This is a genomic window from Clostridium homopropionicum DSM 5847 (assembly GCF_001263795.1).
In the GTDB taxonomy this organism is placed as follows: Bacteria; Bacillota; Clostridia; order Clostridiales; family Clostridiaceae; genus Clostridium_H; species Clostridium_H homopropionicum.
In genome coordinates, this window is record NZ_LHUR01000012.1 from 1 (window position 1) to 23536 (window position 23536).

General features: G+C 29.9%; 19 protein-coding genes. All 19 read right to left on the reverse strand.

The window, feature by feature from the left end; translation table 11 throughout:
• On the reverse strand, window positions 1-316 hold a 316-nt coding region (locus CLHOM_RS03540; protein ID WP_242846731.1), incomplete at its 3' end, for an NAD(P)-binding domain-containing protein.
• A 110-nt stretch (window positions 317-426) separates the two neighbouring features.
• Window positions 427-1617 (reverse strand): glycosyltransferase family protein, encoded by a 1191-nt coding sequence (locus tag CLHOM_RS03545; RefSeq protein WP_052220314.1) that lies wholly within the window; start codon window positions 1615-1617, stop codon window positions 427-429.
• Between the two features lie 11 nt (window positions 1618-1628).
• Window positions 1629-2687, reverse strand: a complete 1059-nt coding sequence (locus CLHOM_RS03550) for a glycosyltransferase (protein ID WP_052220315.1) — start codon at window positions 2685-2687, stop codon at window positions 1629-1631.
• Window positions 2688-2777: 90 nt separating this feature from the next.
• Complete coding sequence (locus CLHOM_RS03555; protein ID WP_052220316.1) at window positions 2778-4040, reverse strand: hypothetical protein; 1263 nt, start codon at window positions 4038-4040, stop codon at window positions 2778-2780.
• 20 nt (window positions 4041-4060) lie between these two features.
• Window positions 4061-5197: a glycosyltransferase gene (locus CLHOM_RS03560; protein WP_052220317.1), complete on the reverse strand. Its 1137-nt coding sequence runs from the start codon at window positions 5195-5197 to the stop codon at window positions 4061-4063.
• 24 nt (window positions 5198-5221) lie between these two features.
• The gene (locus CLHOM_RS03565) at window positions 5222-6481 is read right to left on the reverse strand and encodes a glycosyltransferase family 4 protein (RefSeq protein WP_052220318.1); all 1260 of its coding nucleotides are present in this window, start codon (window positions 6479-6481) and stop codon (window positions 5222-5224) included.
• 25 nt (window positions 6482-6506) lie between these two features.
• A complete protein-coding gene (locus CLHOM_RS03570) occupies window positions 6507-7562 on the reverse strand; it encodes a mannose-1-phosphate guanylyltransferase (RefSeq protein WP_052220319.1) in 1056 nt (351 codons plus the stop codon).
• A 42-nt stretch (window positions 7563-7604) separates the two neighbouring features.
• Entirely contained in the window at window positions 7605-8579 is a 975-nt protein-coding gene (gene manA / locus CLHOM_RS03575) for a mannose-6-phosphate isomerase, class I (RefSeq protein WP_074782755.1), read from the reverse strand.
• 13 nt (window positions 8580-8592) lie between these two features.
• The gene (locus CLHOM_RS03580; protein ID WP_423230625.1) at window positions 8593-9243 is read right to left on the reverse strand and encodes a sugar transferase; all 651 of its coding nucleotides are present in this window, start codon (window positions 9241-9243) and stop codon (window positions 8593-8595) included.
• A 220-nt stretch (window positions 9244-9463) separates the two neighbouring features.
• On the reverse strand, window positions 9464-10246 hold the full coding sequence (locus tag CLHOM_RS03585) for a tyrosine-protein phosphatase (RefSeq protein ID WP_052220321.1): 783 nt from the start codon (window positions 10244-10246) through the stop codon (window positions 9464-9466).
• Window positions 10243-10959 (reverse strand): CpsD/CapB family tyrosine-protein kinase, encoded by a 717-nt coding sequence (locus CLHOM_RS03590; RefSeq protein ID WP_052220322.1) that lies wholly within the window; start codon window positions 10957-10959, stop codon window positions 10243-10245. Before CLHOM_RS03590 ends, CLHOM_RS03585 begins: the two co-directional genes overlap by 4 nt.
• Window positions 10960-10971: 12 nt before the next feature.
• Window positions 10972-11664 carry a YveK family protein gene (locus CLHOM_RS03595; protein WP_052220323.1) on the reverse strand — a complete coding sequence of 231 codons (693 nt, stop codon included), beginning with the start codon at window positions 11662-11664 and terminating at the stop codon, window positions 10972-10974.
• A 51-nt stretch (window positions 11665-11715) separates the two neighbouring features.
• The gene (locus tag CLHOM_RS03600) at window positions 11716-12798 is read right to left on the reverse strand and encodes a hypothetical protein (protein WP_052220324.1); all 1083 of its coding nucleotides are present in this window, start codon (window positions 12796-12798) and stop codon (window positions 11716-11718) included.
• A 78-nt stretch (window positions 12799-12876) separates the two neighbouring features.
• Window positions 12877-14532 carry a hypothetical protein gene (locus CLHOM_RS03605; protein WP_052220325.1) on the reverse strand — a complete coding sequence of 552 codons (1656 nt, stop codon included), beginning with the start codon at window positions 14530-14532 and terminating at the stop codon, window positions 12877-12879.
• Window positions 14533-14604: 72 nt separating this feature from the next.
• Window positions 14605-16290 carry a S41 family peptidase gene (locus tag CLHOM_RS03610; protein WP_052220326.1) on the reverse strand — a complete coding sequence of 562 codons (1686 nt, stop codon included), beginning with the start codon at window positions 16288-16290 and terminating at the stop codon, window positions 14605-14607.
• 67 nt (window positions 16291-16357) lie between these two features.
• A complete protein-coding gene (locus CLHOM_RS03615) occupies window positions 16358-20866 on the reverse strand; it encodes a DUF5050 domain-containing protein (protein ID WP_052220327.1) in 4509 nt (1502 codons plus the stop codon).
• 138 nt (window positions 20867-21004) lie between these two features.
• Window positions 21005-21472: a hypothetical protein gene (locus tag CLHOM_RS03620; protein WP_052220328.1), complete on the reverse strand. Its 468-nt coding sequence runs from the start codon at window positions 21470-21472 to the stop codon at window positions 21005-21007.
• A gap of 138 nt (window positions 21473-21610) precedes the next feature.
• The gene (locus CLHOM_RS03625) at window positions 21611-22585 is read right to left on the reverse strand and encodes an SLAP domain-containing protein (RefSeq protein ID WP_052220329.1); all 975 of its coding nucleotides are present in this window, start codon (window positions 22583-22585) and stop codon (window positions 21611-21613) included.
• A 33-nt stretch (window positions 22586-22618) separates the two neighbouring features.
• Window positions 22619-23491 (reverse strand): hypothetical protein, encoded by an 873-nt coding sequence (locus CLHOM_RS03630; protein ID WP_052220330.1) that lies wholly within the window; start codon window positions 23489-23491, stop codon window positions 22619-22621.
• Window positions 23492-23536: the final 45 nt, after the last annotated feature.

Consider the following 23536-nt stretch of genomic DNA (forward strand, 5'->3'; position numbering starts at 1 on the left):
TAAATTTATCAAGTGGTGTTGGAACTGCAATAGCTACTGCATCCACATCTTTAACAAAAGAGAAATTAGTAGTAGCTTTTATTTTACCTTCTTTAACTAAATTTTCTAAATCCTCATCTAAAATATCTCCAATATAGTTATGTCCTTCATTTACCAAGTTTACCTTTTTTTCTTGAACATCAAAGCCTATTACAGTATATCCTGCTCTTGCTTTTTCTACGGCTAGCGGTAATCCTACATAACCTAGTCCTACAACTCCTAGTTTCGCAGTTCTGTTCTTTAGTTTTGATAAAAGTTCATCCTTTAATACTAACATATTTCTCCTCCTAAATGTACTCTCTATAAAAGAACATATGTAATATATTACCAAATTTCAATGATTTATAACTAGTATATTAAGTTTTAAATAAATGCAAGGCATTAAAACTATTTAAGATTATTGAACTTATTAATCACATTTAAATATTGTTTTTCCAAATTTTTCACAACTTGACTCCAAGCAAAAATTTTACTTTCACATGAGATTACTCTTCTATTTAAATTCCCTTTATATATACTACTAATTTCTTTACTAATATTTTTAACAATATCTCTTTCATCCATTTTAAATAAATATTCATCTTGATTAAATTGAATCTCAAATAGATTCACACCTTGACTATCATATATTTTATCTCTCAATTGTTGAGTATATTTAAAATTTGGAACTAAAATTGGGCATCCTGTTCCAAGTGATTGAAAATATGATATCGTATATCTTGTCCAAATTGCTAAATCAGCCGCATTAAATAATTCATTTAATCTATTTTCATTAACTAATTGTGGAATAATAATGATATCACTATTATCTAAGTATATTGAAATATCTTCATTAATCTCTCCAACAATTATCATCCTCATCTTGCTATTATTTGCTTTAGCAGATAAGAATGATTTTACTAATAAATTTAGCTTTTTATTTCCCAAAAATTTACCACTTGTAATTATTAAAAATTCATCAGCCTTTACGCTTAGTTCATTTCTAACTTTATTTCTGCAACTATTGTTCATTTTAAATATTTTATCATTATATCCTAATGTTGCAACTTCAACAATTTTATTGTCAGTTGATATAATATTAGATAAATATTCTAACGATTCTCTACTTACAGTTCTAATTCCAGTTGAATTTCTAGCTGTATTTTTTATTAAATGCCTATTTATGATTTTATTACGGATTACTCCTAAGAAAGATCCAAAATCTGTTCTTTGCTCATGTTCATAAATCACAGGAATATTTTTCTTCTTAGCTTCTTCAGATGCAAAATAACTAATTAACTGCCTCCCCTCCATTAAATGAACTATATCCGGCCGAAAAGTATCAAAGACATCTTTGAAAGAAAAGTAAACCATATCTTTTAGAAGAAATTTATGTTCCCTTCTTTCAACAAACTTGTCAGATACCTCTTCTCTAACAAGGTTTAGCCTCCTTTGTTTAGTTAAGTTACTAAATGGATAATAAATGTCTGATGTGATCACTTTTACTTGATGTCCATATTCCTCTAATAGTTTTGCATAGTAATTTTCTCTATATGAATGATTTGACATATAAAAACCAATTATAAATAATATTTTCACTATAAAACTCCTTAAATTAATAATTTCTTATATTCTTCAATATACTTCTCAGCTATATTTTTATAAGAATAATTTCTAACAATAAATTCGCTCATTATGTTATTTTTATTCCAATCTTCATTTATTTTTAAATTAATTGTATTTTCAATTTCTTGATCATTAAATGGATTTATATATGAAACATAATCTCCAAAATATTCTTTGGTACCTCCTAAGCTTGTAATTATAGAATTTGTCCCAATGGAGCATGCTTCAAGAGCCGCTAACCCTGGCGTTTCCATTGTAGAAGGTAAGCAAAATACTTTAGATGAATAATATAAATTTGCTAAATCTCCTCTATCATATATTCCATCTAAAATTATAATATTAGGACTCCCTTTTATCACTTCAATACACTGATCATAATAGTCTTTATTCCCTATCGCTCCAACAATTACTAAAGGCCAATTATTTTTTTTTGCAATATTTATTAATTTCAATTGATTTTTTCTTGGTTCTATCCTTGCTACATTCAAAATATATTGCTTATGCAAATGATCAATTCCATACTTTCTCAGTGTTGTGCATACAGTTTTAACATTTAAGTAATCCTGTATATTTTCTGTAGCATTATGAATTTTTTTAAATTTTTTTTCATTCTTTATTATTGATTTAATAAATTCTAATTCATCATACGTATTAGGGTAAATTCTATCACTTAAATTCCAAAGATTAATAATACGTTTTTGTATAGACAATTGTTCTGGTACTAGTTTGGATATTTTAAAAGCTGATTTAACTTTTAATTGAGTATATGTATCCATTGAATTAGGTAAATAAATTGGACTTATTACTACCTTTTTATTTAGTTTTTTTACAAATTTGGCTAATTCCAAATAGTATTCATTTGATTTAAAAAAATGTATAATCTCATATTTCTTTATTTGGTTTATAGTACAATCTTTATTATAAATATTAATTTCAATATCTTTTTGGATATTATTGATTTCTTTTGCAGTCTTTTCCATTTGAATTTCTGCCCCACCTCTAAAAACATTCCCAAATGCATGTCCAACGTACAATAATTTCATAATATATTCCCTCTTTTTTTCAATATGTTAAGTAGTTTAATAGAAATATAAAATCACCCAAAATTACAATTTATATAAAACATCTTATTATCAACCTAAAATATCACAATTATTATTATAATTTTTTAAGTTTATTTTTATATTAATAAAATATACAAAAGCCCAATAAGTTACACTTAAAAAATACTCACCATTAAAAAGTTGAATAAAACAAAATAAAGCAATTGTAAAATAATACTTATTATTAAGGTTTTTTCTTTTATCAAATAAAAGCAAGCTAAATAATATAAGTAGAAAATTTATTAGTCCAATAATCCCTAGGTCTATACCAACTCTAGGTAATGTAGATTGTGAACTTACTGTGCTAATACCCAGTCTTAAATTTTCAATAAACATTAATCTATTTCCAATTCCATTTCCTAGGAAAAAATTGTTTTGCAAACTTTCTCTTAATGCAATAAATGGTCCAACGAATCTTATCCCACCCGAACTAGTGTTACTAAAAATTTCATTCTTTCTATTTAAAAAAGTTTGCAAATAAATATTATTTTGAAAAATTTTTATACTTAATATTGTTATACAAATAATAAAAAAAATAAATAGACAATTTTTTAGATTAAATTTTCTTTTATGACTTTTAATCCAAGAAAATATTCTAAATGTAAAAAATACTAAAAGTACTAAAATTCCAGTTCCAGCAAAACTTAGAATAATAGCAATCATATCAATTACTATTAATATCAAAAAAACCTTATTCTTTTCATTCCAAAATTTTATGTATAAGAAACATATACTAAGAGCAGTATATTGTGATAAAAGAGAAGGCTCCTTATATATCGCGTTTGCCCTAAAGAATATCTTTCCTCCAAAAGATATTGAATTTGACCAATTATAGCCTTTCTGCATAATAGGTTCATAATATAAGTTACTTAAAGGCCATCCATAACTTCTTCCCAAAAACTGATATATTGCATATATAGACAATATGCTAGTTATATATATGTATATATCTATAATTCTTTCAAATTCACTTTCTTCTACTTGGCGGTACGATAAAATTAGGAAAGTTAAGAAAAAAATTGTATACACTAAACTTGTTATCTTTCCATTGTTAATTAAAAAATTAAACATACAATAAATTATCATTATATATGCAACTTTATTAGTAAGATTATATTTATATCCTATTCTAAAATTTTTAAAATCAATAATCTTAAGAATACATACAATCCCAATAATAAAAATTCCAACAGTTATAGTAAAATCCTTTATAAAAAAAATACTATAAGCATCAAATATGGTAAATATTATTAACATGTTAATTAACTTGTCTGAAGTCTTTTTTATATACATATTATTAAGGATCCTTTCATCTATGAAATTTCAACAATAGAATCTAATTGTTCTACCACCCTTTCTATAGAATAATACTTATTAAAAATATATTTTGCATTATTTTCATTTAAACAATAATCATTTTTTTTATTAATCACATTATTAATTAAATTTATAAATTCTGATGAATTGTTTGCTTCAAAAATAACTTCATTTTCGTTATCATTTAAAGCTTCTTCATATCCAACTAGAGATTCTTTAGTAGCAATTACAGCTAGTCCTAATGATAAAGCTTCTGCAACTTTTACTTTCATACCTGCTCCCTGAAAAATAGGTGATATGAATATGCTATTTTGAGGAACTATGTCTTCTATTCTATTAAAATTTGCATATATATATATATTATTTATCCCATTAAATTTTATTAATTCCTCATTTGGTCTGTTTCCGCCTATAATTAAATTCATATCAATAAAATTAATTTTATTCCATACTTCTTTTATGAACCACAAAATGCCATTATAATTAGGTGCATACCATAAAGATGCCAAAAAAACTAAATTTAATTTCATATTATTCTTAACTAGTTTAATATTACTTTTTTCCAAACATATAGGAAGTATAAATTCATTTGAATTAGAATAATTATATAACTTATGTGCTCTTTTCCTATCCCTTTCAGTTAGAAAAATAAGTTTGTCACTAAATTTTAGAGCACTATTTTCATCTCTACTTACACTTATCTTTTCTATTAGCTTAATAAAAATTTTTTTTAATCCATAATACTTCTCAACATAATTTTCACAGTAATCATACTCAATATTATCCAACTGAGTTATTATTCGTATATCATTATTTTTCTTTCTAATATCTTTTGCAATAAAACCTAATCTACTATTAGATAAAATAATTATGTCTGGTCTATATCTCAAAAGTTTATGTCTGTCTATTTTCCAGTTTATATAGAGATAATTAGAATGAAATACAGTTCTAGATAAAATATCATAAATTTTATTTTTTTTTGCTACAGAACAACTTTCTTTAAGTTTAGATGGAGAATATATTAATATATTACTTGATTCAAAAGATTTTAAACCTAAGTATAATTTCTTTACATTAATCCCTCCCCCATTTTTTTCATTAATATTATTTGGAGTAATAAAAAGAATTTTCATTTTTTCCTCCTCATATAAAAGTTTTTATATAATATATTTAATATTTTTTAGAGTATTATTCCATGTATACCTTTTATAAATATTTCTTTTACTAGCATCACTAATGCGCATATTTAAATTAGCATCTTTTAATAACATAATAACCTTACTTGCAAAATCTTTTTTATTCTCACAGACAAATATATGCTTATTATTCTCAACCATAATACCTTCAACTCCAATATTATTAGTTACAACTGGAGTACCCATGGCCATAGTTTCAAGTATTTTAGTCTTTATACCAGATCCATATGTAAGTGGAGCTACCATTACTGAACATTCTTGAACATATTCTCTAATGTCTTCAACTTCTCCTGTTACTTCTAAATAATCAAGTTCTTTAAACTGAATTTTATATTCATTACTACATCTGCCTATTATTCTAAATTTAACATTAGGTATATTTTTTTTAATTTCAGGAAAAATTTCTTTCAAAAAATAGCTAACTGCATCTCTATTGTGAGATACATACATATTTCCTAAAAATCCAATTAAATTTTGCTGTTTTATTTTTGCAACTTTCTCTGAAAAATAATCATAATCTACACCTATAGTTACGTCAATAGCTTTGTTGCTATTTGTTTTTCTATTATATTCATCTGCTTCTATAGATGATACAAAAATTATTTTTTCAAAATCATTACATACACCTATCTCATACTTAGCCAATAATTTTCCTTCTAATTTTAATATTTTTTTTATTAATAAATGATAATTTAAAATTTTTTTCAAACTCAAAGGCATTTTTTGAGTATATATACCAAAAGTGCTAATATTTAGATTATCATTATTAGCCTGTCTAATATATCTTTTTGAAATCAAATCGTCCATATCTAATACCTTTTTTATATTTGGAATATTTATATTTCTTAAATATTCTGCTGTTCTTGCCATATCACAAATTAAAATTTCTGGAGAAATTTTATTAATTATTTTTATTAACCGATCATGAGTTTTTTTAGAGTAATAAAGTGAAACCTGTAAAGGCCATTTCTTCTTTATTAAACTATTAATAAGTATATTTTTAAACTTCTCTAATTTTCCTGGTTGTTCAGCATAATATATATCTGATATAAATTTAGGCTGTTTTAATTCTTTAGTTTCCCCATCTTCTAAAAAACTGTATAAATATACATCATAATCATATAATTCTTTAAGCCCTTTACAATAATTATATAATACAACTTTTCTACCACTATTGGTAGGATAGATCAACCTAGTCGTAATAAATAATACTTTCTTCATTTTATTAAACACATCCATCCAAAAGTTACTTTTCGTTATACATCTCTCTTATCTCTTTTATATTCTCAATACTCTCTCTTTTACCAATAAAAATTACATTATCACTTTCAACAACAAAAACATCACTCATTCCTGTAATGATTATTGGCTTATTATTACCTACTACAATATTGTTAGAACTATCAATCTGTTTTACGTCTCCAACAGATATATTGTTATTCTCATCTTTTTCTCTATATCTTTCTAAGGCATACCAAGTCCCTATATCATCCCATCCAAAATCACTTGGAATAACATAAATACTTTTAGCATTCTCCATTATTCCATAATCTACTGAAATCTCTTCTACTTCATGATATTTTCTCTCTAAAACTTCATTGAATTCCTCTTCGCTTGTAGCAGCGATTTCACTTAGAACATTGTATGTACTATTTAAATATTGGTTTGTAAGATTTAATATAGTACATGTTTTCCATACGAACATTCCACCGTTCCAAAGGTAATGCCCATTTTTTAAATATTCTTCAGCCTTTTCTGCATTAGGTTTTTCTACAAATTGCTCCACACTTCTAATTTCACAATTACCTATATCACAAGCTTTAGTTGTATACTTTATATAACCATAGCCAGTTTCAGGTCTATCTGGTCTCATCCCTAAGGTTACTATAGCTTCATTTTCTTTTTCAACAAATTCATAAGCACTGCTTAATGTATTTATAAATTTATCATCACTTGATATTAAATGATCTGATGGCAACACCGCAATTGTTGCATCCTTATAATACTTGTCAATAACAAAGGCTGAAAGAGCAATGCAGGGAGCTGTGTTTTTTCCAACAGGTTCAACTATTATGTTTCTCTTAGGTAGCATTGGTAATTGATCCTCAACTAAACTTACATATTGCTTTGCTGTTACCACAAATATTCTATTTATAGGAATTAGTTTTTCTAATCTTTTTACAGTCATTTGAATCATAGTATCTTCACTCAACAATTTCAAAAATTGCTTTGGTTTTTCTTCAGTTGAAAGTGGCCAGAATCTTGTTCCCTTTCCACCTGCCATAATAAGTGCACATAACATTAAAACCTCTCCTATCCCTTCAGTAGTCAATGGTAGCATCACTTACAAAATATACGTCTTCAACATCTTACCCTGTCCCTCAATTGTGTATTTCCCAAGCTCTGCCGGAATCAAAATACTATCTCCAACATCTATATCCATAGTTTCATCACCATATTTAATCTTTCCCTTACCTTCTACCACCAAATATGTAAAAAATCTATTCTTATCAGAAACTTCATCTATTTCTTCTTTAATATCATATAAATCTACATTAAAGCAATGGCTTTTAATCTTGCATTGCATTGTAGAATTGCCTCCTATATTGATTTTATTATCTTTTTGCTTATCTGTCTTTATAGTATTAAAATCTATAACCTCTAAAGCCTTATCTACATGAAGTTCTCTCTTATTTCCATTCTTATCTACTCTATCGTAATCATAAACTCTATATGTTAAGTTAGAACTTTGTTGAATTTCAGCTATAACAATTCCTTCTCCTATTGCATGAATTGTTCCTGATGGAATATATACAAAATCTCCTGGTAATACTTCAATGTAATTTAAGCAATCTTTGATTTTATTTTCATTAATACTACTTAAAAACCTTTCTTTAGTTACATCTTCCTTAAGTCCATAAACTATTCTAGCACCAGGTTTACAGTCAATTGTGTACCACATCTCATTTTTCCCATTTTGCCCATTTTCATATATCCTTGCATATTCATCATTTGGATGAACTTGGACTGATAAATCCTTATTAGCATCAATAAACTTTATTATTAGTGGAAATTTATCTTTAAACTTTTCTACAATTGATGTACCTAATAACTTTTCAGCATAAATACTTATAATTTCTTCAAGTGACTTCCCAGCTAGATGTCCATTTTGAACTATACTCATTCCATCTTTATGACAAGAAATTTCCCAACTTTCTGCTACATTACCCTGTGGTAGCTCTTTATTTAATTTTTCTAAGTTCCTTCCTCCCCATATATAATCCTTAAAAATAGGCTTAAATTTTAAAGGATATAACATTTCCTTTGTCCCCCTATGCTGCATTCTCATCACCAAACAAAACTCTAACAGTTTTTAAAATCAACTTAACATCTACCCAAAGATTTCTCTCTTTTACATATTTAACGTCAAGCTCCATCCACTGTTCAAACCCAATACTACTTCTTCCGCTTACCTGCCAATAGCAAGTTAGTCCTGGTTTTGCTAAAAGCTTAAGTTTTTGGTAATCTGTAAACTGTACTACTTCTTTAGGAAGATTTGGTCTTGGTCCCACCAAGCTCATTTCCCCCTTTAAAACATTAAAAAGCTGAGGCAATTCGTCAATGCTTGTTTTTCTAATAAATTTTCCAATCTTAGTTATTCTAGGATCTTCCTTCATTTTAAACATAGGCCCAGACATTTCATTTTTCTCCTTCAGCTTTTCCTTGAGTTCCTCAGCATTTGCCACCATGGAACGGAACTTGTGCATGTTAAAGCATTTCCCGTTTATTCCAACTCTCTTTTGTGAAAAGAAAATTGGCCCTTTAGAATCTATTTTTATAAGTACTGCTACAATTATCATTAAGGGAGATAAAATAATAATGCCAAATAAAGAACCTAAAATGTCCATGGTCCTTTTTGCGAAGTAGTATACTATAGATTTTTCAAATTCATTTAAAACCTTTCTTTCAGCTTGTACTTCTATTTCCTGCACAGTCCTGCCCCCTTTTGCCAATTTGTACACAACAAGATAATTATACCATATTTCTTTAATAAATGTTATAATTTGGTTATAAATTAATAGTAAATTCTACCAATTAAACTTCAAAATGAATTTCGTTCACATTATATTAACAATTATATCAAAAAAATAACTTGAATTTTTATGCAAAATAAGGCATATTCTCTTATTTATGAATATTATACTAGTTTATGTTAATAATTCTTTTAAATCTTGCTAAAAGCTCCTTATTTTCTTTGATTTTTCTATTACTATACAAGCTCTCTGTTCTGTTCGACAAATTATTTGCATTATTTATGACTTTTTCATAGATTTGTTTATTCTGATGCTTAATCTCCATTAAAGTTGATTTTAATTTTGGTATTCTTCTTGTAGTTGAGTGTGCATCAGAAGCTACAAAATTACATAAACCATTTTTCATTAGATTTATTGCTGTCTTTTGAATCTTTTTTCCAAAGGTTCCATTTAGGCTTGTAGCATTTAATTGAAAGAGACATCCTTCTTCAATAAATCTATTTAATATCTTTATATCCTTTTCTACAAAATAATATCTTTCTGGATGTGCAATAATAGTTTTTACTCCAAGAAGCCTTAATTCATATATGATATCAAAGGTGTATTTAGGAATTTCTTTATTGGGTAATTCTATTAACATATAGCCTGAATAGTTTAAGCAGTTAATTGCTCCCTCTTTGTAATCTTGAAGGGTATGATTATCCAAAAATATCTCTTGTCCTGGTAGTACTTCTACATTAATGTTATTTTCTTTTGCAGCTTTGTTTAATTCTTCTACACTTTTTTCTATATCCTTGTATTGATTTTCAAAATAACCTCTATAAAAATGAGGAGTGGCAATAATTTTCTTTATGCCATCCTCCTCAGCTATTCTGAGCATTTCAAGGGACATTTCCATGTCCTTTGCTCCATCATCAATACCAGGGAGTATGTGACAATGAATATCTATCATTTTTTCTTCTTACCCCTTTTAGTATGTTTTTTATGATCTTCTCCATAGTAATAATAGTAACCGTATCCATATCCGTAGCCATAGCCTTTACCAGTTTTTACTGGCATTTTAGTCATCACAACACCTAATATATTTGCATTTACTTTTTTTAATAGTTCCTTAGATTTAATTGTTGCTTCTTTTTCTGTTTCTCCTGTTGCCACAACAAGAAGCACCCCTTCTACAATAGTGGATAAGATTTGTGCATCAGTTACTGCTAAAACTGGCGGGCTATCTATTACTATTGAGTCAAACTGATTTTTCACGCTTTCTAGAAATTCTTTCATCTTTTTTGATGAAAGAATTTCTGCAGGATTTGGCGGTATAGTTCCTGAGGTTAATAAATATAAGTTATCAGAATACTTTGTCATAACCTCTTCTAATTTAACTTCACCTATTAGGTAGTTTGAAAGTCCTTTTTCATTAGAAATGTTAAATTTTTTATGTACTGTTGGCTTTCTTAGGTCACAATCTATGATTAATATCTTTTTGTCTGCTTGAGCCATGGACAAAGCTAAATTTCCTGCAGTTGTTGATTTTCCTTCTGAGGGACCTGAGCTGGTTACTAGGATAGTTTTTATATTGTTGTCAAAGGAAGAGTATTGAATGTTTGTCCTTAAAGTTCTATAAGCCTCAGCTGCAATAGACTTTGGCTCCTTTTCTACGATTAGCATTATATATTCCTCCTATTCATCTGCTTCATGCTCTGGTATTATTCCAAGTACAGGAATTTCTAAATATTTTTCTATGTCCTCTTGAGACTTTATGGTGTTGTCCATGTATTCAAGAACAAAGGCTAAACCTACAGAAACCATTAAGCCTAAGAAAAAGGCTATTGCTAGGTTTAGTTTTTTATTTGGTTTTATTGGGTTTTCAGGTGTTTTTGCCTTGTCCAAAATTTGTACGTTACCATTTGGTATTACTTTTTCTGCTTTCTCTATAAAAAGAGCAGTTACCTTTTCAACAATTTGCCTTGCTTCTTCTGGATTTTTACTTTGCACCTTTATGTCCATTATCTGAGTGTCCTGTTGAGGAGTTACCTTCACCATGTCTAGTATTTGCTTTGCAGTTAGATTATCTCCTAGTTGTGCTGAAGCCTTTTCTGCCACATCATTTGAAGTAGCGATTTGTGCATAGGTTTTAACTAACTTTTGGTACATCATAATATCTGAATTATCATAGGATACTGTATCATTTTTAGCATCTGAAGTTTTTCCAATAAAAACACTTAGAGTTGCTTCATAGGTTGGCTTTATAACTAAAAAGCTTACGATTCCTGAAATTAGTGTTGCTGCTAAAGTAATTGCAATTATCATTTTAATTCTTTTTATGATTATCCCAAGGAATTCCCTCAGATCTAAAGTTATTTCTTCTTCCATTAAGCTTTTTCCCCCGTTCTAGCTAGTATTATGCTTTTATTCAGTATTAATTTATAGTTCTAAGCCATAAGCACTCATTAGTCCATACAAATTAATTATGTCTACATTTTTCATTATCTTATCCTGTAAATCTGCTTTTTCAGCTGCTGTTAGACTATTGTATAACGCCATTGTTTCAGCAACATCTGCTGCATAATCATAGGATGAATCATTAGATGCTTTAGTAATTCCATTTATTATACTAGTTACAACTTGTTTTTCATTTTCTGTTTGTACAAGGCTTAGAATTTGGTTTAGCTGACTGCTGGCTTTTGCAAGCATGCTGTTCTTAGTGGCTTCATCTAGTCCAGAATTTCCTCCACCACCTACTGAGCCTCCACTGCTTCCGCCTGAACTTCCTCCGCTTCCTGTTGATCCACCAGTAGTAGTCCCTGGATTTCCATCTTCATATTGAACCTCAATTCCTAATTTATCATCTATCTTAACTTCCTTGCTTTCAACCTTATTAAATACAATTCCTTTTTTATCCCCAGATAATATATTTACATTTCCACATTTAACATTGTCTATTCTTACTTTACCTAAGCTGCCTGGATCGATGAAAATTTCACCTGACATGTCTAGATTTGATAAAGTAACATTATCAGCCTTTATATGTATACTTTTATATTTATCCTTATCAATTTTGCTTCCTTCAATAACTGTTCCCTCTTTCAAAATAAGCAATTCTTTTGATATACTACCATTATCTTTTTTGATAGTTTCAATAATTGCTGGAACTTCTGAAGCTTTTGAGTTTTTTACTTCATTGTCTAAATCAAAATTTTCATTATTTAGTGTTTTATTTAAAAGAATAGCTTTTACTTCCTCATAGCTTACATACTTACCTTCGCTATCATGAATTAGGTCAAGCTTTGCAGTGTTCAATTTCGCCTCAAACTCATTAAATAAAGGATCATTGTTTCCTAAAGTATTATTTATCAAAGAATCCTTAAGTTCTTCTAAATCATATTGATATACAGTTTCAGTGTTATCTTTTAATATATATCCATCAACTGCAGCAAAAGCTTTTAGCGATATAGCTGTTGAAATTAATGCTGTTAATATTAATGATTTTATAAACATTTTTTTCATTATACTTTCCTCATCCTTTATGAAATTCTTTTAAAATGAGTTAACCAAGGGTGGTTAACTCATTTTGTAATTAAACCATTAATTAAAACTTATAGTATATGTTGTTGAATATCCACTTCCATCTTGAAGTGTAACTGTAACAGTTTTTCCGTTTAATAAATCTTTAACATCCATTGCAGCTGCTTCTGCATAGTTTTTGCCTAAAGCTGTCTTGATACTAGCTTTTGTAATTTTTTTAGTTGAATTGTTGTATACTTCTGTGCCACTTACACTTATACTTGTTACTGTATATCCTTTTATAGTGATTCCTTGTGGTATTGAAACTTCATCCATAAGAGCAACTATTTGTGCTTTATTTGGAATATTCGCAAGGTTAACTAGATTTTGAATGAATGGAATACCTGTATTATATAATGTTGTTCCATTTATTAAAGTGTTTAATTCTGCTGCTAGAGCATTTTCTATATCTGTTGTGTTTACAGCAGCTCCAGTTTTAATTGCTGTAATTAAAGAAGTATATTCTGTAAAACCGCTTACTGCTGCTACAGTAGTTTTAGTTTTAATATCATTTAATAATTCTCCTGCAGTCATACTAGCTGGTAATGTAATAATTGCAGAATTGCTTGATGTACTAATTCCAAGATAACCCCCACTAGTTTTAATCTTATCGTCTAAGGAGTTAACTCCAGCTAATATGTTATTTATAGCACTAAATAAAGCAGAATGGTCTGGAGTATAGCTTCCGCCACCACCCCCACCTGTTGATCCACCTGTACTAGTTCCTGGATCTGTAGTCTCTGGTTCAGTTGTTACAGTTCCTTCCCCTTCAACATTTTCGATAGGTTGATCTGTTGTTACTTCTGCTCCAGCTTCAGCTACTACTGTAGTATCCTTAGCTTCCTCAGTTACAACCTTTATATCAACCTTTGTTCCTTCAGTAATTGTTAATTTTACAGCACTATTAAGTTCAACTGTTCCTAAGTTACCACTTAATACAACTTCTGAACCTTTTGGAGCTGTTATTACAAGCTTAGTTAAAGTTGAAGCTGTGTCTACATTTAAGGTAATAGCTTTTTCAATTACTAATTCCTTAGCTACAACTCCTTCAAGTTTTAAGCTTCCAGAAAGACCTGTTATAGAGTCTCCTGTTACATTCTTTACAGTAACCTCTGCATCTTTTCCAGCATCTACTACTAATTTCCCTTTTATAGTACCGTTAGTTATCATTACTTTTCCTGCAACTACTTTTACATCTTCGTAATCTTGAAGGTTTTCCTTTGATAAATCTATTTGTGCTCCTTCTTTAGTTATGTTTAAGCCATTAACAACCTTGTCATCTTTTACTTTTCTTTCATATACATAAGTTGGAGTTTCTCCAGCCTTTGCTTCCTTTAAGTATTGATTCAAATCAAAAGCTTGTCCAGAAGATGTGCTGCTTTCAAGAGCTTTCTTAGCTTCTTCAAATGGAACGTATTTTTTAGAGTCATCATAAATTGAATTTACTCCATTTGTAGCTTGATCTTCCTGGAAGTCCTTAAATAATAAGTCATTTCCTAAACCAAGCATGCTGTTAATCACTGAATTAGATAAAGATTTTAAATCATATTGTCTAATTACACCTGTTTTTGCATCCTTAACAGTGTATGCCCCAATATCAGCAAAAGCAGTTGTATATGTAGCAAGCAAAGCTATGGTTGCTGCTGCTACGGATACAAGCATTTTCGTTTTTTTCATAATTTACCCTCCCATGCGTTAAATTACATCATTTATATTTAATTATATTATAATTACAACTAAATGTAAATTCTAATTATTTATAGTTATTTTACCAAGTACATCTTTTGTTAGATTTTTACCGCTGATACTCATTAGTTCTTTGTGTAAAACAAGGTAATATGTCTTCCCTGCCTCCCATTGCTTTTTCAGTTTTAGTGTGAGCTTATTATTGTTTAGCTCTTGTGTTGTAGCTATTCTTTCACCTGTTTCAGAATTTATCAACTCTATATTATTATCGGTTATACTTTCCTTAACTAAAGTATTGTTAAAATTTATTATTATAGTTGTATCATTTTTAACCTTTTTTATGTCCTTGAAAAGCTCACTATACGGATAAAAACCTTGAGCATCATCTATAGAAGCAAAATCCCTAAGATTCACCCATTTTTCTCCGGAACCTATAAACATTTGACTTTTATTTATTTTCTTTAGAATTTCCTTATAACTTTCCCAATTTTCATCCTTTCTAGCTTCATTTAAGTCAATATAATAGGGTATGTCATTTAGGACAATTTTTATAAATGAGCTTTTGTCTTTTAAAGCTTCAATTGTACTATAATCTGATGCCTTAATTAATAGTAGATAAGCTAAATCCAAGGAATCTATATCTTCCTCAGGAACTTCTAAATCCGGTCTAATACCTACTTTTTGTATAGTATTACCAAGTGGTGAGAAAAACTGATTTGTGGTTAGCTTTAATACACTTCCGTCATTTAGATAATACATGCTTTGAGCTACACCTTTTCCATAGGTGTTTATTCCTATAAAGCCTGCTTTTTTATAGTCCTTTATGGCACTAGAAAGAATTTCTGAAGCACTGGCACTATAGTCATTAATAAGAAAAATTGTAGGCTCTTTTATTAAGTCTTGATAACCGGTTCCATAGTATTTATATCTAAAGCCATTTTTATTTTCCATTTGAACAATTGGCTTAAAGCCAACAAAATGACCTGCAATATCCAATGCTGGATTAATGTAACCACCAGTATTGTATCTTAAATCTACTATAAAGGATTTTGCTTTCATATTTCTTAGTACCTTTAAAGCTTCTGTAAATTCATCTCCTGTGGTTTCTCCAAAGGTATCAACTATAATATAGCCAATATTACTTTTTAATACTGTATATGTTACTGTTGGCATTGAAATTTCTCGTCTTTCAACATTATATTCCTTCGTTATATTGTCTCTTTGGATAACAAGATTTACTGTAGTTCCTGCAAACCCTTTAATAAGAGCACCTATTTGTTCCTCTTTTAAGCCCTTTAATATAGTATTATCAGCTTTTAAAATTACGTCTCCAATTTGAAGTCCTGCTTCTTTTGCAGGTGAGCCATCCATTACCTTTACTATCTCTACTCCTTCTTCCTGGAGCCTAAATTGTATTCCTATACCTGTAAATTTATTGTCTATGCTATTTACAAAATCATCAAACTCTACTTTTGTGAAATAACTAGAATAGGGATCTCCCATATTTTTCAGCATTTCTTCAATACTATTTGCCTTTAAGGTTTCCTCAGAAACTGGATAGTAATAGTAGTCCTGTACTAGCTCCTTAGCTTGCTCCAGGATCTCACCTTCCACAGCATTTACTGGTTTAGTATTTATATTAGTAAGGGTTATTGTATATATTAGTAGGAAAATTATTGCTATGATTGTTTTGTATCTTTTCTTTAGTGGAGAATTTGCTGAATTTCTATTAGTCCTTAATGTTTTCATATCTTTCTCCTTTTAAATTCGGGTCAGACCTCTGGGAAACAAACCCAGGGGGCTGACCCCTAGTAATTTATGGTATTGGGGTTATTGTGATTGAACCTGAAGCATCTGATAGAGAATCTTTTTCTTGTGCATCAATTTGTGTTGGATCACCTACTGCAAGAATAAATACTCTATAATTTGTTCCTGCTACTATTGCATTTCCATTTACATCTTTAGTGCCGGCTGTAAGTCTAAATAGGTATTGAAGACTTCCATCCTTAGCTACAGTCATGTATTTATTTTCTAGTGGTGATTTTGCTGCTACAATTTTAGCACCTGCAAGGTCAAAGCTATTTGCTTTATATTCTCCTGGTACTAGTGATGTTTCTGGCACTATCATTACTTTGTATTCTTTTACTTTATCTTCTTCATAAGATTTTCCAAAGGCAATTTGAATGTCTGTTTCATCGAAGTAATCCTTTAGGTCATTTACAAGCTTGATTACAGGTTTCATGTTTATTCCTCTTACTATTACGCTGAAGGATTTCTTCATGGATTTATCTGCCTTCTTAATAGTAGCTGTAAGAGTTACAGTTATATCTTTATCAACTTGTCTAATAACTTTACCTGGGCTTAGTATAGTTGAGATTACCTGTTCATTTGAAGATTCCCAATAAATTTCAACAGTTTCATCAAATCTTCCTTTTGTCCTTAATTTTAAGTTATCTGTTATCTTTTCTCCTGCTGGAACATAGAAGTTATTTATGTCAACTAGGCAAAGACCGTTGGTTTCTACAGTTACCTTTGACATTGGATCATCCTTAAATGGACTTGGAACTCCAACTTCAATCATGGTTCTTTCTAAGTTGTCAGCAAGATTGTCAATATCTCTTTGAGTTAAATCTTCCGCTTGAAGTACTGCATCGTCTGTACTTTGGATTACTGGTTGAAGCTTATTCTTCTGGAAGTCAAGAAGCTTACTTACTCCATCATCGTAAACTGCAATCATTGCCTTTTTAGCTTCTGTTAACAGAACACTTACCTTATTAATGTCAACATAAAGGATTACTCTAAGTTCATCCGCAATATTAGAAACATTACCAGCTTTGTCTACTGCTTGAATTTTATAATTTGGTACAATATTATCTGTTCTTGCCTTCATGCCTTTTAAATCATAGTCTATTGTAATACCTTGTTTCAAGGATTTCACTCTTGCTCCATTTGTCTTAACTGCATTTTGAAGCTTTTCAAGAGTATTACAATCATCTGTTACTCTTACTATATATACATCTGCATCTTCATTTAATATTTTCATTTTTATTTTGTTTTCTGGGTGTATTTCATAATATCCACTGCTGCCTACAGCTGGATCTAAAATGCTTATAGTTGGTGCTTTATTATCAACAGTTATGGTGTAATCTGATAATGGTGATGCTCCTACTTTATTTACAATTACAAGTCTATATTGTACATCCTTGTAAGCCGGGTCTGCCGCATCCATTCCTGATGGAACTGCCATGGTTTTCGTCTTTCCATCTCCAACTAGCTTAGTTGCAACTCCATTATTTAATTCTGTTAGGGTAAATGGCTGCCAGGATAAACCATCAGTTACTCCAACTGCATCCTCGGCTTTCCAACCATCGAAGGTTGCTTGTCTATCAAGAGGAATTAACCAAGCTATTTCTCCTGCTGCAGGAGCATTCTTAAGAGTTATTAAATCTCCTCTCTTATAAACTTGTTTATCTAAAGTTGGCTTAGCTGGAAGAAGCTCTTCAGTTATATCTAATGTATACGGATTACTTGAAATATATCCTTTTACTACTGGTCTTGCCCCTCTATTATCGTAAGAGCCGTAGCCGTCATATTCTGTTGCTATAAATATGTCATACTTACCACCTTTATAAGTTTGAGCTTTACTGTCCATTTTGTAAGTTCTAAGTCCAGTCCAAGTACTATCACTTGACCCTAAAGCGCTGAGACTTGAAAAGGTGCTTTGGCTTAAGTCTAGCTTAGTTTTTGATGGAAGTACATATATGGAATAAGCTTTAGGGTTATTAGTTTGAGATGGTACCCACTCAGTTATGGTAAAGTCTCTTCCGTCTATGCCAAGTCCCACATCATCTTTGTCACTTGCCTTTACAACTGTTGTTGCGTCTGTCTGTTTAACCTCCGTAGGTTTACTTTCAGACTTCCCTGCTCTAGTTACAGTAATCCATATACTTTGCTGTCCATACATATCTAAATCCATCTTTTGAACAATAGCTTTGTTATATTTTCCGACTCTTGTAACTGCTGCTTTTGATAGAAGATTTCCTCCTGTTTCTTTATCATATACAGTTACTATATCTCCTACATTTAGCTTTTGAGGTGTTGTGATTAAATTGTTATCATATAAATTTTCTACAACTATAACATCAGCACCTTTGTCTGGATTATTATACACAGTTATGGTGTTTGATTCATTTAGCATTTCTGAAGGAATCTGAAAATAAAGCAATATTTGTTTGCTATAGCCTACTACATCTCCTGTGTAAATTCTCACTCCATTTTTTATATCCACATTAACTCTGTCCCAGGCTATTACAAATTGTTTCATGGTGTTATCTTCCATAATACCTGGAACCTTGTCTGGAAGGTATTTATCCTCTAGCCATTTTAGTGTCTGATTTACTTCTGTATAAGGTACTACCACAGTTAAATCATCCATTGATATAACCTTTTGATCTGCACCTGGTTTTTTAATCTGCTCTGCTTTTATCTTTCCATCAGCTGTTATAGGTAATCTATATAAATTACCTTTGCTTGTATAATATATAAAGTCTCCTACAATATTTATATATCCAACTGAGTCATCGCTTAGCTTTTGAGTAATTCCAGTTCCATCAGTACTTATTTTATATAGCTTTCCTGAATCTTTATTGTTAGAATAATAAATCCAATCTCCTGATACATTAAGATGATATCCCTTGTCTATCTGCTTAGATTGTCCCATAATCGGCACAACACTGCTACTACCATCTTTTGAAACCTTGCTTAATTCTCCGGAGTTTGTTGTATAGTAAATCCAGTCTCCTTGTATTTGAATAGAATCTGCCCATTCATCGCTTAACTTTGACTTATAGGTACCATCCTTATTTATAATATAAGGTCTATGCCTATCACTAATGTTAGTAAAATAAATATAATCTCCCGATACATTAATGTAAGCTACTTCGTCCTTGATTGAATTGCTTACGATTCTTCCATGATTTTCTCCATTAGCATCTGTTATAATATTACTTTTATCAGCTTTAACAGAATAAAGTCTTCCCCCATCTGAATGGTTGCTATAATAAATAGTATCTTTTGAAATAGTAACATACGCTGCTAAATCATCTAAGAATTTTTCTCTTCCAGTTCCATCCTTTTTAATTCTATAAAGCTTTCCTTTATCGGCGTAATTGCTGTAATATATATAATCTCCTAATACATTTAAATACTGGGCATTATCTGCTGATATTAATTTATTTAGAACTCCATTAGGATCTTGCTTGTATAGTTGATTTTTGTCTCCAGTATTGTTGTAATAAATAAAGTTGTCAGAGTCCTCCACAGCATAACCATTGTTGCTAATATTACCTGTGGTATTTCCTCTAAGTTCTGTACCTGTTTTTGTAAGTGTTCTCTTATAATTTCCTGGGTAATAAGTATTGATTTTCGCTGTAGCAATTACATTTTTATTTATATCTAAAATGCTAAGAGTTTCTAGTGGATTTTTTGAAGTATAAACTACAGTTTGACCAAGTGGTTTTTCATCAATGGTGTTTTCCATTTTAAAATATACTGCACCATCTATCCCTTCTACAGTTGTTGCTTTTACTGTAACTAGCTTTGCAGAAGAATTTGACGTAACCTCTGCATATACTGCTGGGACTACTAGCTGATACTCTGCAAGAGTACTGTTCCAAGTGTACTTTGACTTTTCACCATTGGCATCAATATAGGTCATAGTATAGTATTTGGTTGGTTGGTTACTTCCATTAATATCCACATTTCCCAAAACCTCTAAAATCTTTTGTTTTGTTGGCTCATAACAGTAGTAAATATTGTAACTATCATTAAGTATTTCATTTTTCAGAGTTGCATTTTTTGCCAAATAATCTATAGAGTATGCCGTATCTCTGAGAATTATAAGACCCTCTTCATAGGGCAGTCCTGAATATACATTTTTTATGGTAAATTCCATTTTTATAGGCTTTCTTAGAAGCTTACCGTCTTTAGCTTTAACATCTTTTTTTATTATAACTTTATATTTTTTCCCTTGAGTATAGGTAGATGAAGGTGTAAGAATTATAGTTTTATTATCTGTATCTAGAGTTACACTATTGTAGATTGTGCTATTTCCATCATCTTGGACTATAATATTGCTGCTATTTACTGTTGATGAGTCTAATTCTCTATTAAATTTTATTTTCCACTGTTTGTTAGTATCTACTACATTAACAGTATCTTTTATTTCATAATCAATAGTAGTATCTGCATAAACACCTTTGGATACTGCCATAATACTCAGGGCAATTAATGCAATTACTGTCTTCTTATGTTTAAAAGCTTTCAATAGTCACCCTCCATTTCTTGAAAATTTTGGTGTTAAATTTAATTTAAACAAAAGCTAGCAATTTGTATTACTAGCTTGTCTATTTTGAAATTTTATTAAATTAGCTTATCTTTTAGATTTTCTTAATTTTATAGACTACTACTCTATGCTTATTACTTCAAGTGTATCACTTAATTGTTTATCTACATAAGTGACTTGTCCATTTGTTAAGTTTACACTCTTAATTGAAGAAGTTATTGTAAGTGTAGGTGTAGTTGATAAATCCATAAAAGTATCTAAATCAAAGTTCTTTCCTGTTAAGGTATAGTCAATTAGTGCATTACTTGCTATTTTGAAGTCTACATATTTATTTTTGTCACTGTGAAAAGCATAAATTGAATACTTAACTCTCTTTCCATCAAATTCTTGGTAGTAAGGGTCTGATCCTGTCATAGTATAGTTTACTAATGAATTGTTTAGAACAGTTTTATTGTACTCATATACTATTCCAGTAGAAGTATCTTTTATTAAGTAGGCATCAGTTGCTGCAAAAGCAGTAATTACTCCTCCTAGTGAAAGACAAACTCCGAGTATTAAAGCTGTTATTCCCTTGTTATACTTTTTCATTATAATTCCTCCCCATACTTTAATGTATTTTTCTGATTTTATTTTATATGTACTTTAGCTAGGTACTAGGTGCTAGGTACTAATCGTTAGTCGCTAATCTCTAGTGGCTAGGTTCTAGTTATTAGTAAAATAATACATTTAGCTGCTGAAGATTACTTTGCACTTTGATATATCAAATTCTTCAATTAATAGGCTGTTTGATGGAAATATAAATCTGTGAAGCACTGCTTTTCTAGGGCTTACCTTAATAGCTTGTCCTTGTAAGTCAAAAACACCTTCCACAACATCTTGTCCATTCTCTGTTATAATTTTAATAGGCAGTTTTTCTAAGCTTGCTTCATTTATATTACCATTCCTAATTAAAAGAATTATTTCTAAGTTACCTTCTTGGTCTTTAGATAAATTATAGGTTGAAATGGAAAATTCATTTGCAGCTATTGCTGGAAGTCTATTTAGAAAATCCATGTACTTTTGCTTTTCTCCAGAATTAATATTTTCTGGAATATTTTCTATTTCAATATCTACAGTTTCCCTAGCTTGTATATTCATATCGAATACTATTTGAAAATCATCCTTATTTAGAGTCTCTACCTTAACTATTTCTTTTTCAAAGTACAATTTCCAAGGTCTTGCACTCATAGGAGGTACTAGTCCTAATTCTTTAAAGTTAAAAACCTTTGTTGCAACTATATTATTTTCTTTATCAATTATATTTAGTGGTACTAGTTCTAGATTTACAGGCTTATCTAGTCCATTTCTTATATAAATTCCTGCTTCAAACTTGTCCTCCATGTCAAAAATATAAGTTGTAGCTATATTAATATCTCCTTCTAAAACAGGAGGAAGTTCGTCCAACTCTTCTTTAATAAATTCTCTTTGAAAGTCTGATACAGTAGTCTCCATTACTGCATTTAGTGAAAGATCAAGATTTGCAACTTTTCTTGAATTAGCTTCTGTATTTTCTTCATCACTAGAATTCTCCATAATAGTTTCTTCTTGTTGTCCAACGTTTTTTTCTGTTTGTTCAGCTTCTAAATTAATATACGATTTTTCACTGGTATTCAGTTCGCTTTTTTTGCTATTTCCGAAAAATTTATCAATAAATTTAGCCATACTACACCTCGTTATACTTAATCTTCCTTTTTATTATTTTACCTTTTCTATTTTTATTAGCTTATTTACTTCGTCTTCAGCATAGTCTTTATCGATTACGTCAATAAACACCTTTTCTCCAGTACTCTTTGATTTTAGAGGAAGTGAGGTTCCATCTATGGAAACCTTGTAATTTTCCGGTGTTTTAGTATCTAATTGGACTAACACAAGTGTAGAATAAGGTAAGCTTTTGCCAACTTCTACAGTGTACTTTGGAATATCCTCTGACTTACTTGTAGTCTTTTTAGGATCTTCCTTAATTGTTCCATTAGTTATACTTTCGGACTTACTATAGGATAACTGAAGCTTTAAATCTCCTGTTATAGCTTTTCCATACTTACTTTTTATTTTTGAAGAAATATCTAAAGTATGAGGAGCATTGACTCCTTTTAAATATCCATTTGGAAGCTTAATAGTAAGCTTGTCTATAATTCCACTGTTGTCGTAGCCTTGAATGTCTGCCAAAACTTCTGTTCCCTTAGGAAGTGGTTTCCCATCAAAAGTATAATTTAATGCTAGAGTTGCGCTGTTTTCGCTTTTATCTGTAAGTATTTCATTAGAAAACTTTATAAATATGTAGTCTGCTGTTGTATCTCCATCACTGGTGTCTTTTTTCTGAATTAAGAAATCTCTGTCTATATCTGCAAAAGCCCATAAAACTCTTAGATCTTTGTTTGGATCTGCTTTAGCTTCTGTTTTCCCTTGCTGCTGATTGTCTTTTGCTTTATCCTCTATTTTTTTGTTATCCCCATTACTATTTGCTTTTGATGAACCTGGTATCATGGATATGCCAACGGAGGCTACCATTGCTACTGAAACAACTCCTACGACTATTCTCAAAAATTTTTGTTTCTTCTGCTTATTCAACTGCTATTTCCTCCTAACCAATAATTTTGTATCATTACCTAAATA

What these genes read in the sequence shown, in the direction of transcription:
- CLHOM_RS03620 (WP_052220328.1), bottom strand. Translation starts at nt 21,472, where the DNA reads ATGAAAAAGTATAACAAGGGAATAACAGCTTTAATACTCGGAGTTTGT.
- CLHOM_RS03590 (WP_052220322.1), bottom strand. Translation starts at nt 10,959, where the DNA reads ATGCTAATCGTAGAAAAGGAGCCAAAGTCTATTGCAGCTGAGGCTTAT.
- CLHOM_RS03595 (WP_052220323.1), bottom strand. Translation starts at nt 11,664, where the DNA reads ATGGAAGAAGAAATAACTTTAGATCTGAGGGAATTCCTTGGGATAATC.
- CLHOM_RS03625 (WP_052220329.1), bottom strand. Translation starts at nt 22,585, where the DNA reads ATGGCTAAATTTATTGATAAATTTTTCGGAAATAGCAAAAAAAGCGAA.
- CLHOM_RS03600 (WP_052220324.1), bottom strand. Translation starts at nt 12,798, where the DNA reads ATGAAAAAAATGTTTATAAAATCATTAATATTAACAGCATTAATTTCA.
- CLHOM_RS03570 (WP_052220319.1), bottom strand. Translation starts at nt 7,562, where the DNA reads ATGTTATGTGCACTTATTATGGCAGGTGGAAAGGGAACAAGATTCTGG.
- CLHOM_RS03560 (WP_052220317.1), bottom strand. Translation starts at nt 5,197, where the DNA reads ATGAAAATTCTTTTTATTACTCCAAATAATATTAATGAAAAAAATGGG.
- manA (WP_074782755.1), bottom strand. Translation starts at nt 8,579, where the DNA reads ATGTTATATCCTTTAAAATTTAAGCCTATTTTTAAGGATTATATATGG.
- CLHOM_RS03565 (WP_052220318.1), bottom strand. Translation starts at nt 6,481, where the DNA reads ATGAAGAAAGTATTATTTATTACGACTAGGTTGATCTATCCTACCAAT.
- CLHOM_RS03610 (WP_052220326.1), bottom strand. Translation starts at nt 16,290, where the DNA reads ATGAAAACATTAAGGACTAATAGAAATTCAGCAAATTCTCCACTAAAG.
- CLHOM_RS03555 (WP_052220316.1), bottom strand. Translation starts at nt 4,040, where the DNA reads ATGTATATAAAAAAGACTTCAGACAAGTTAATTAACATGTTAATAATA.
- CLHOM_RS03585 (WP_052220321.1), bottom strand. Translation starts at nt 10,246, where the DNA reads ATGATAGATATTCATTGTCACATACTCCCTGGTATTGATGATGGAGCA.
- CLHOM_RS03605 (WP_052220325.1), bottom strand. Translation starts at nt 14,532, where the DNA reads ATGAAAAAAACGAAAATGCTTGTATCCGTAGCAGCAGCAACCATAGCT.
- CLHOM_RS03550 (WP_052220315.1), bottom strand. Translation starts at nt 2,687, where the DNA reads ATGAAATTATTGTACGTTGGACATGCATTTGGGAATGTTTTTAGAGGT.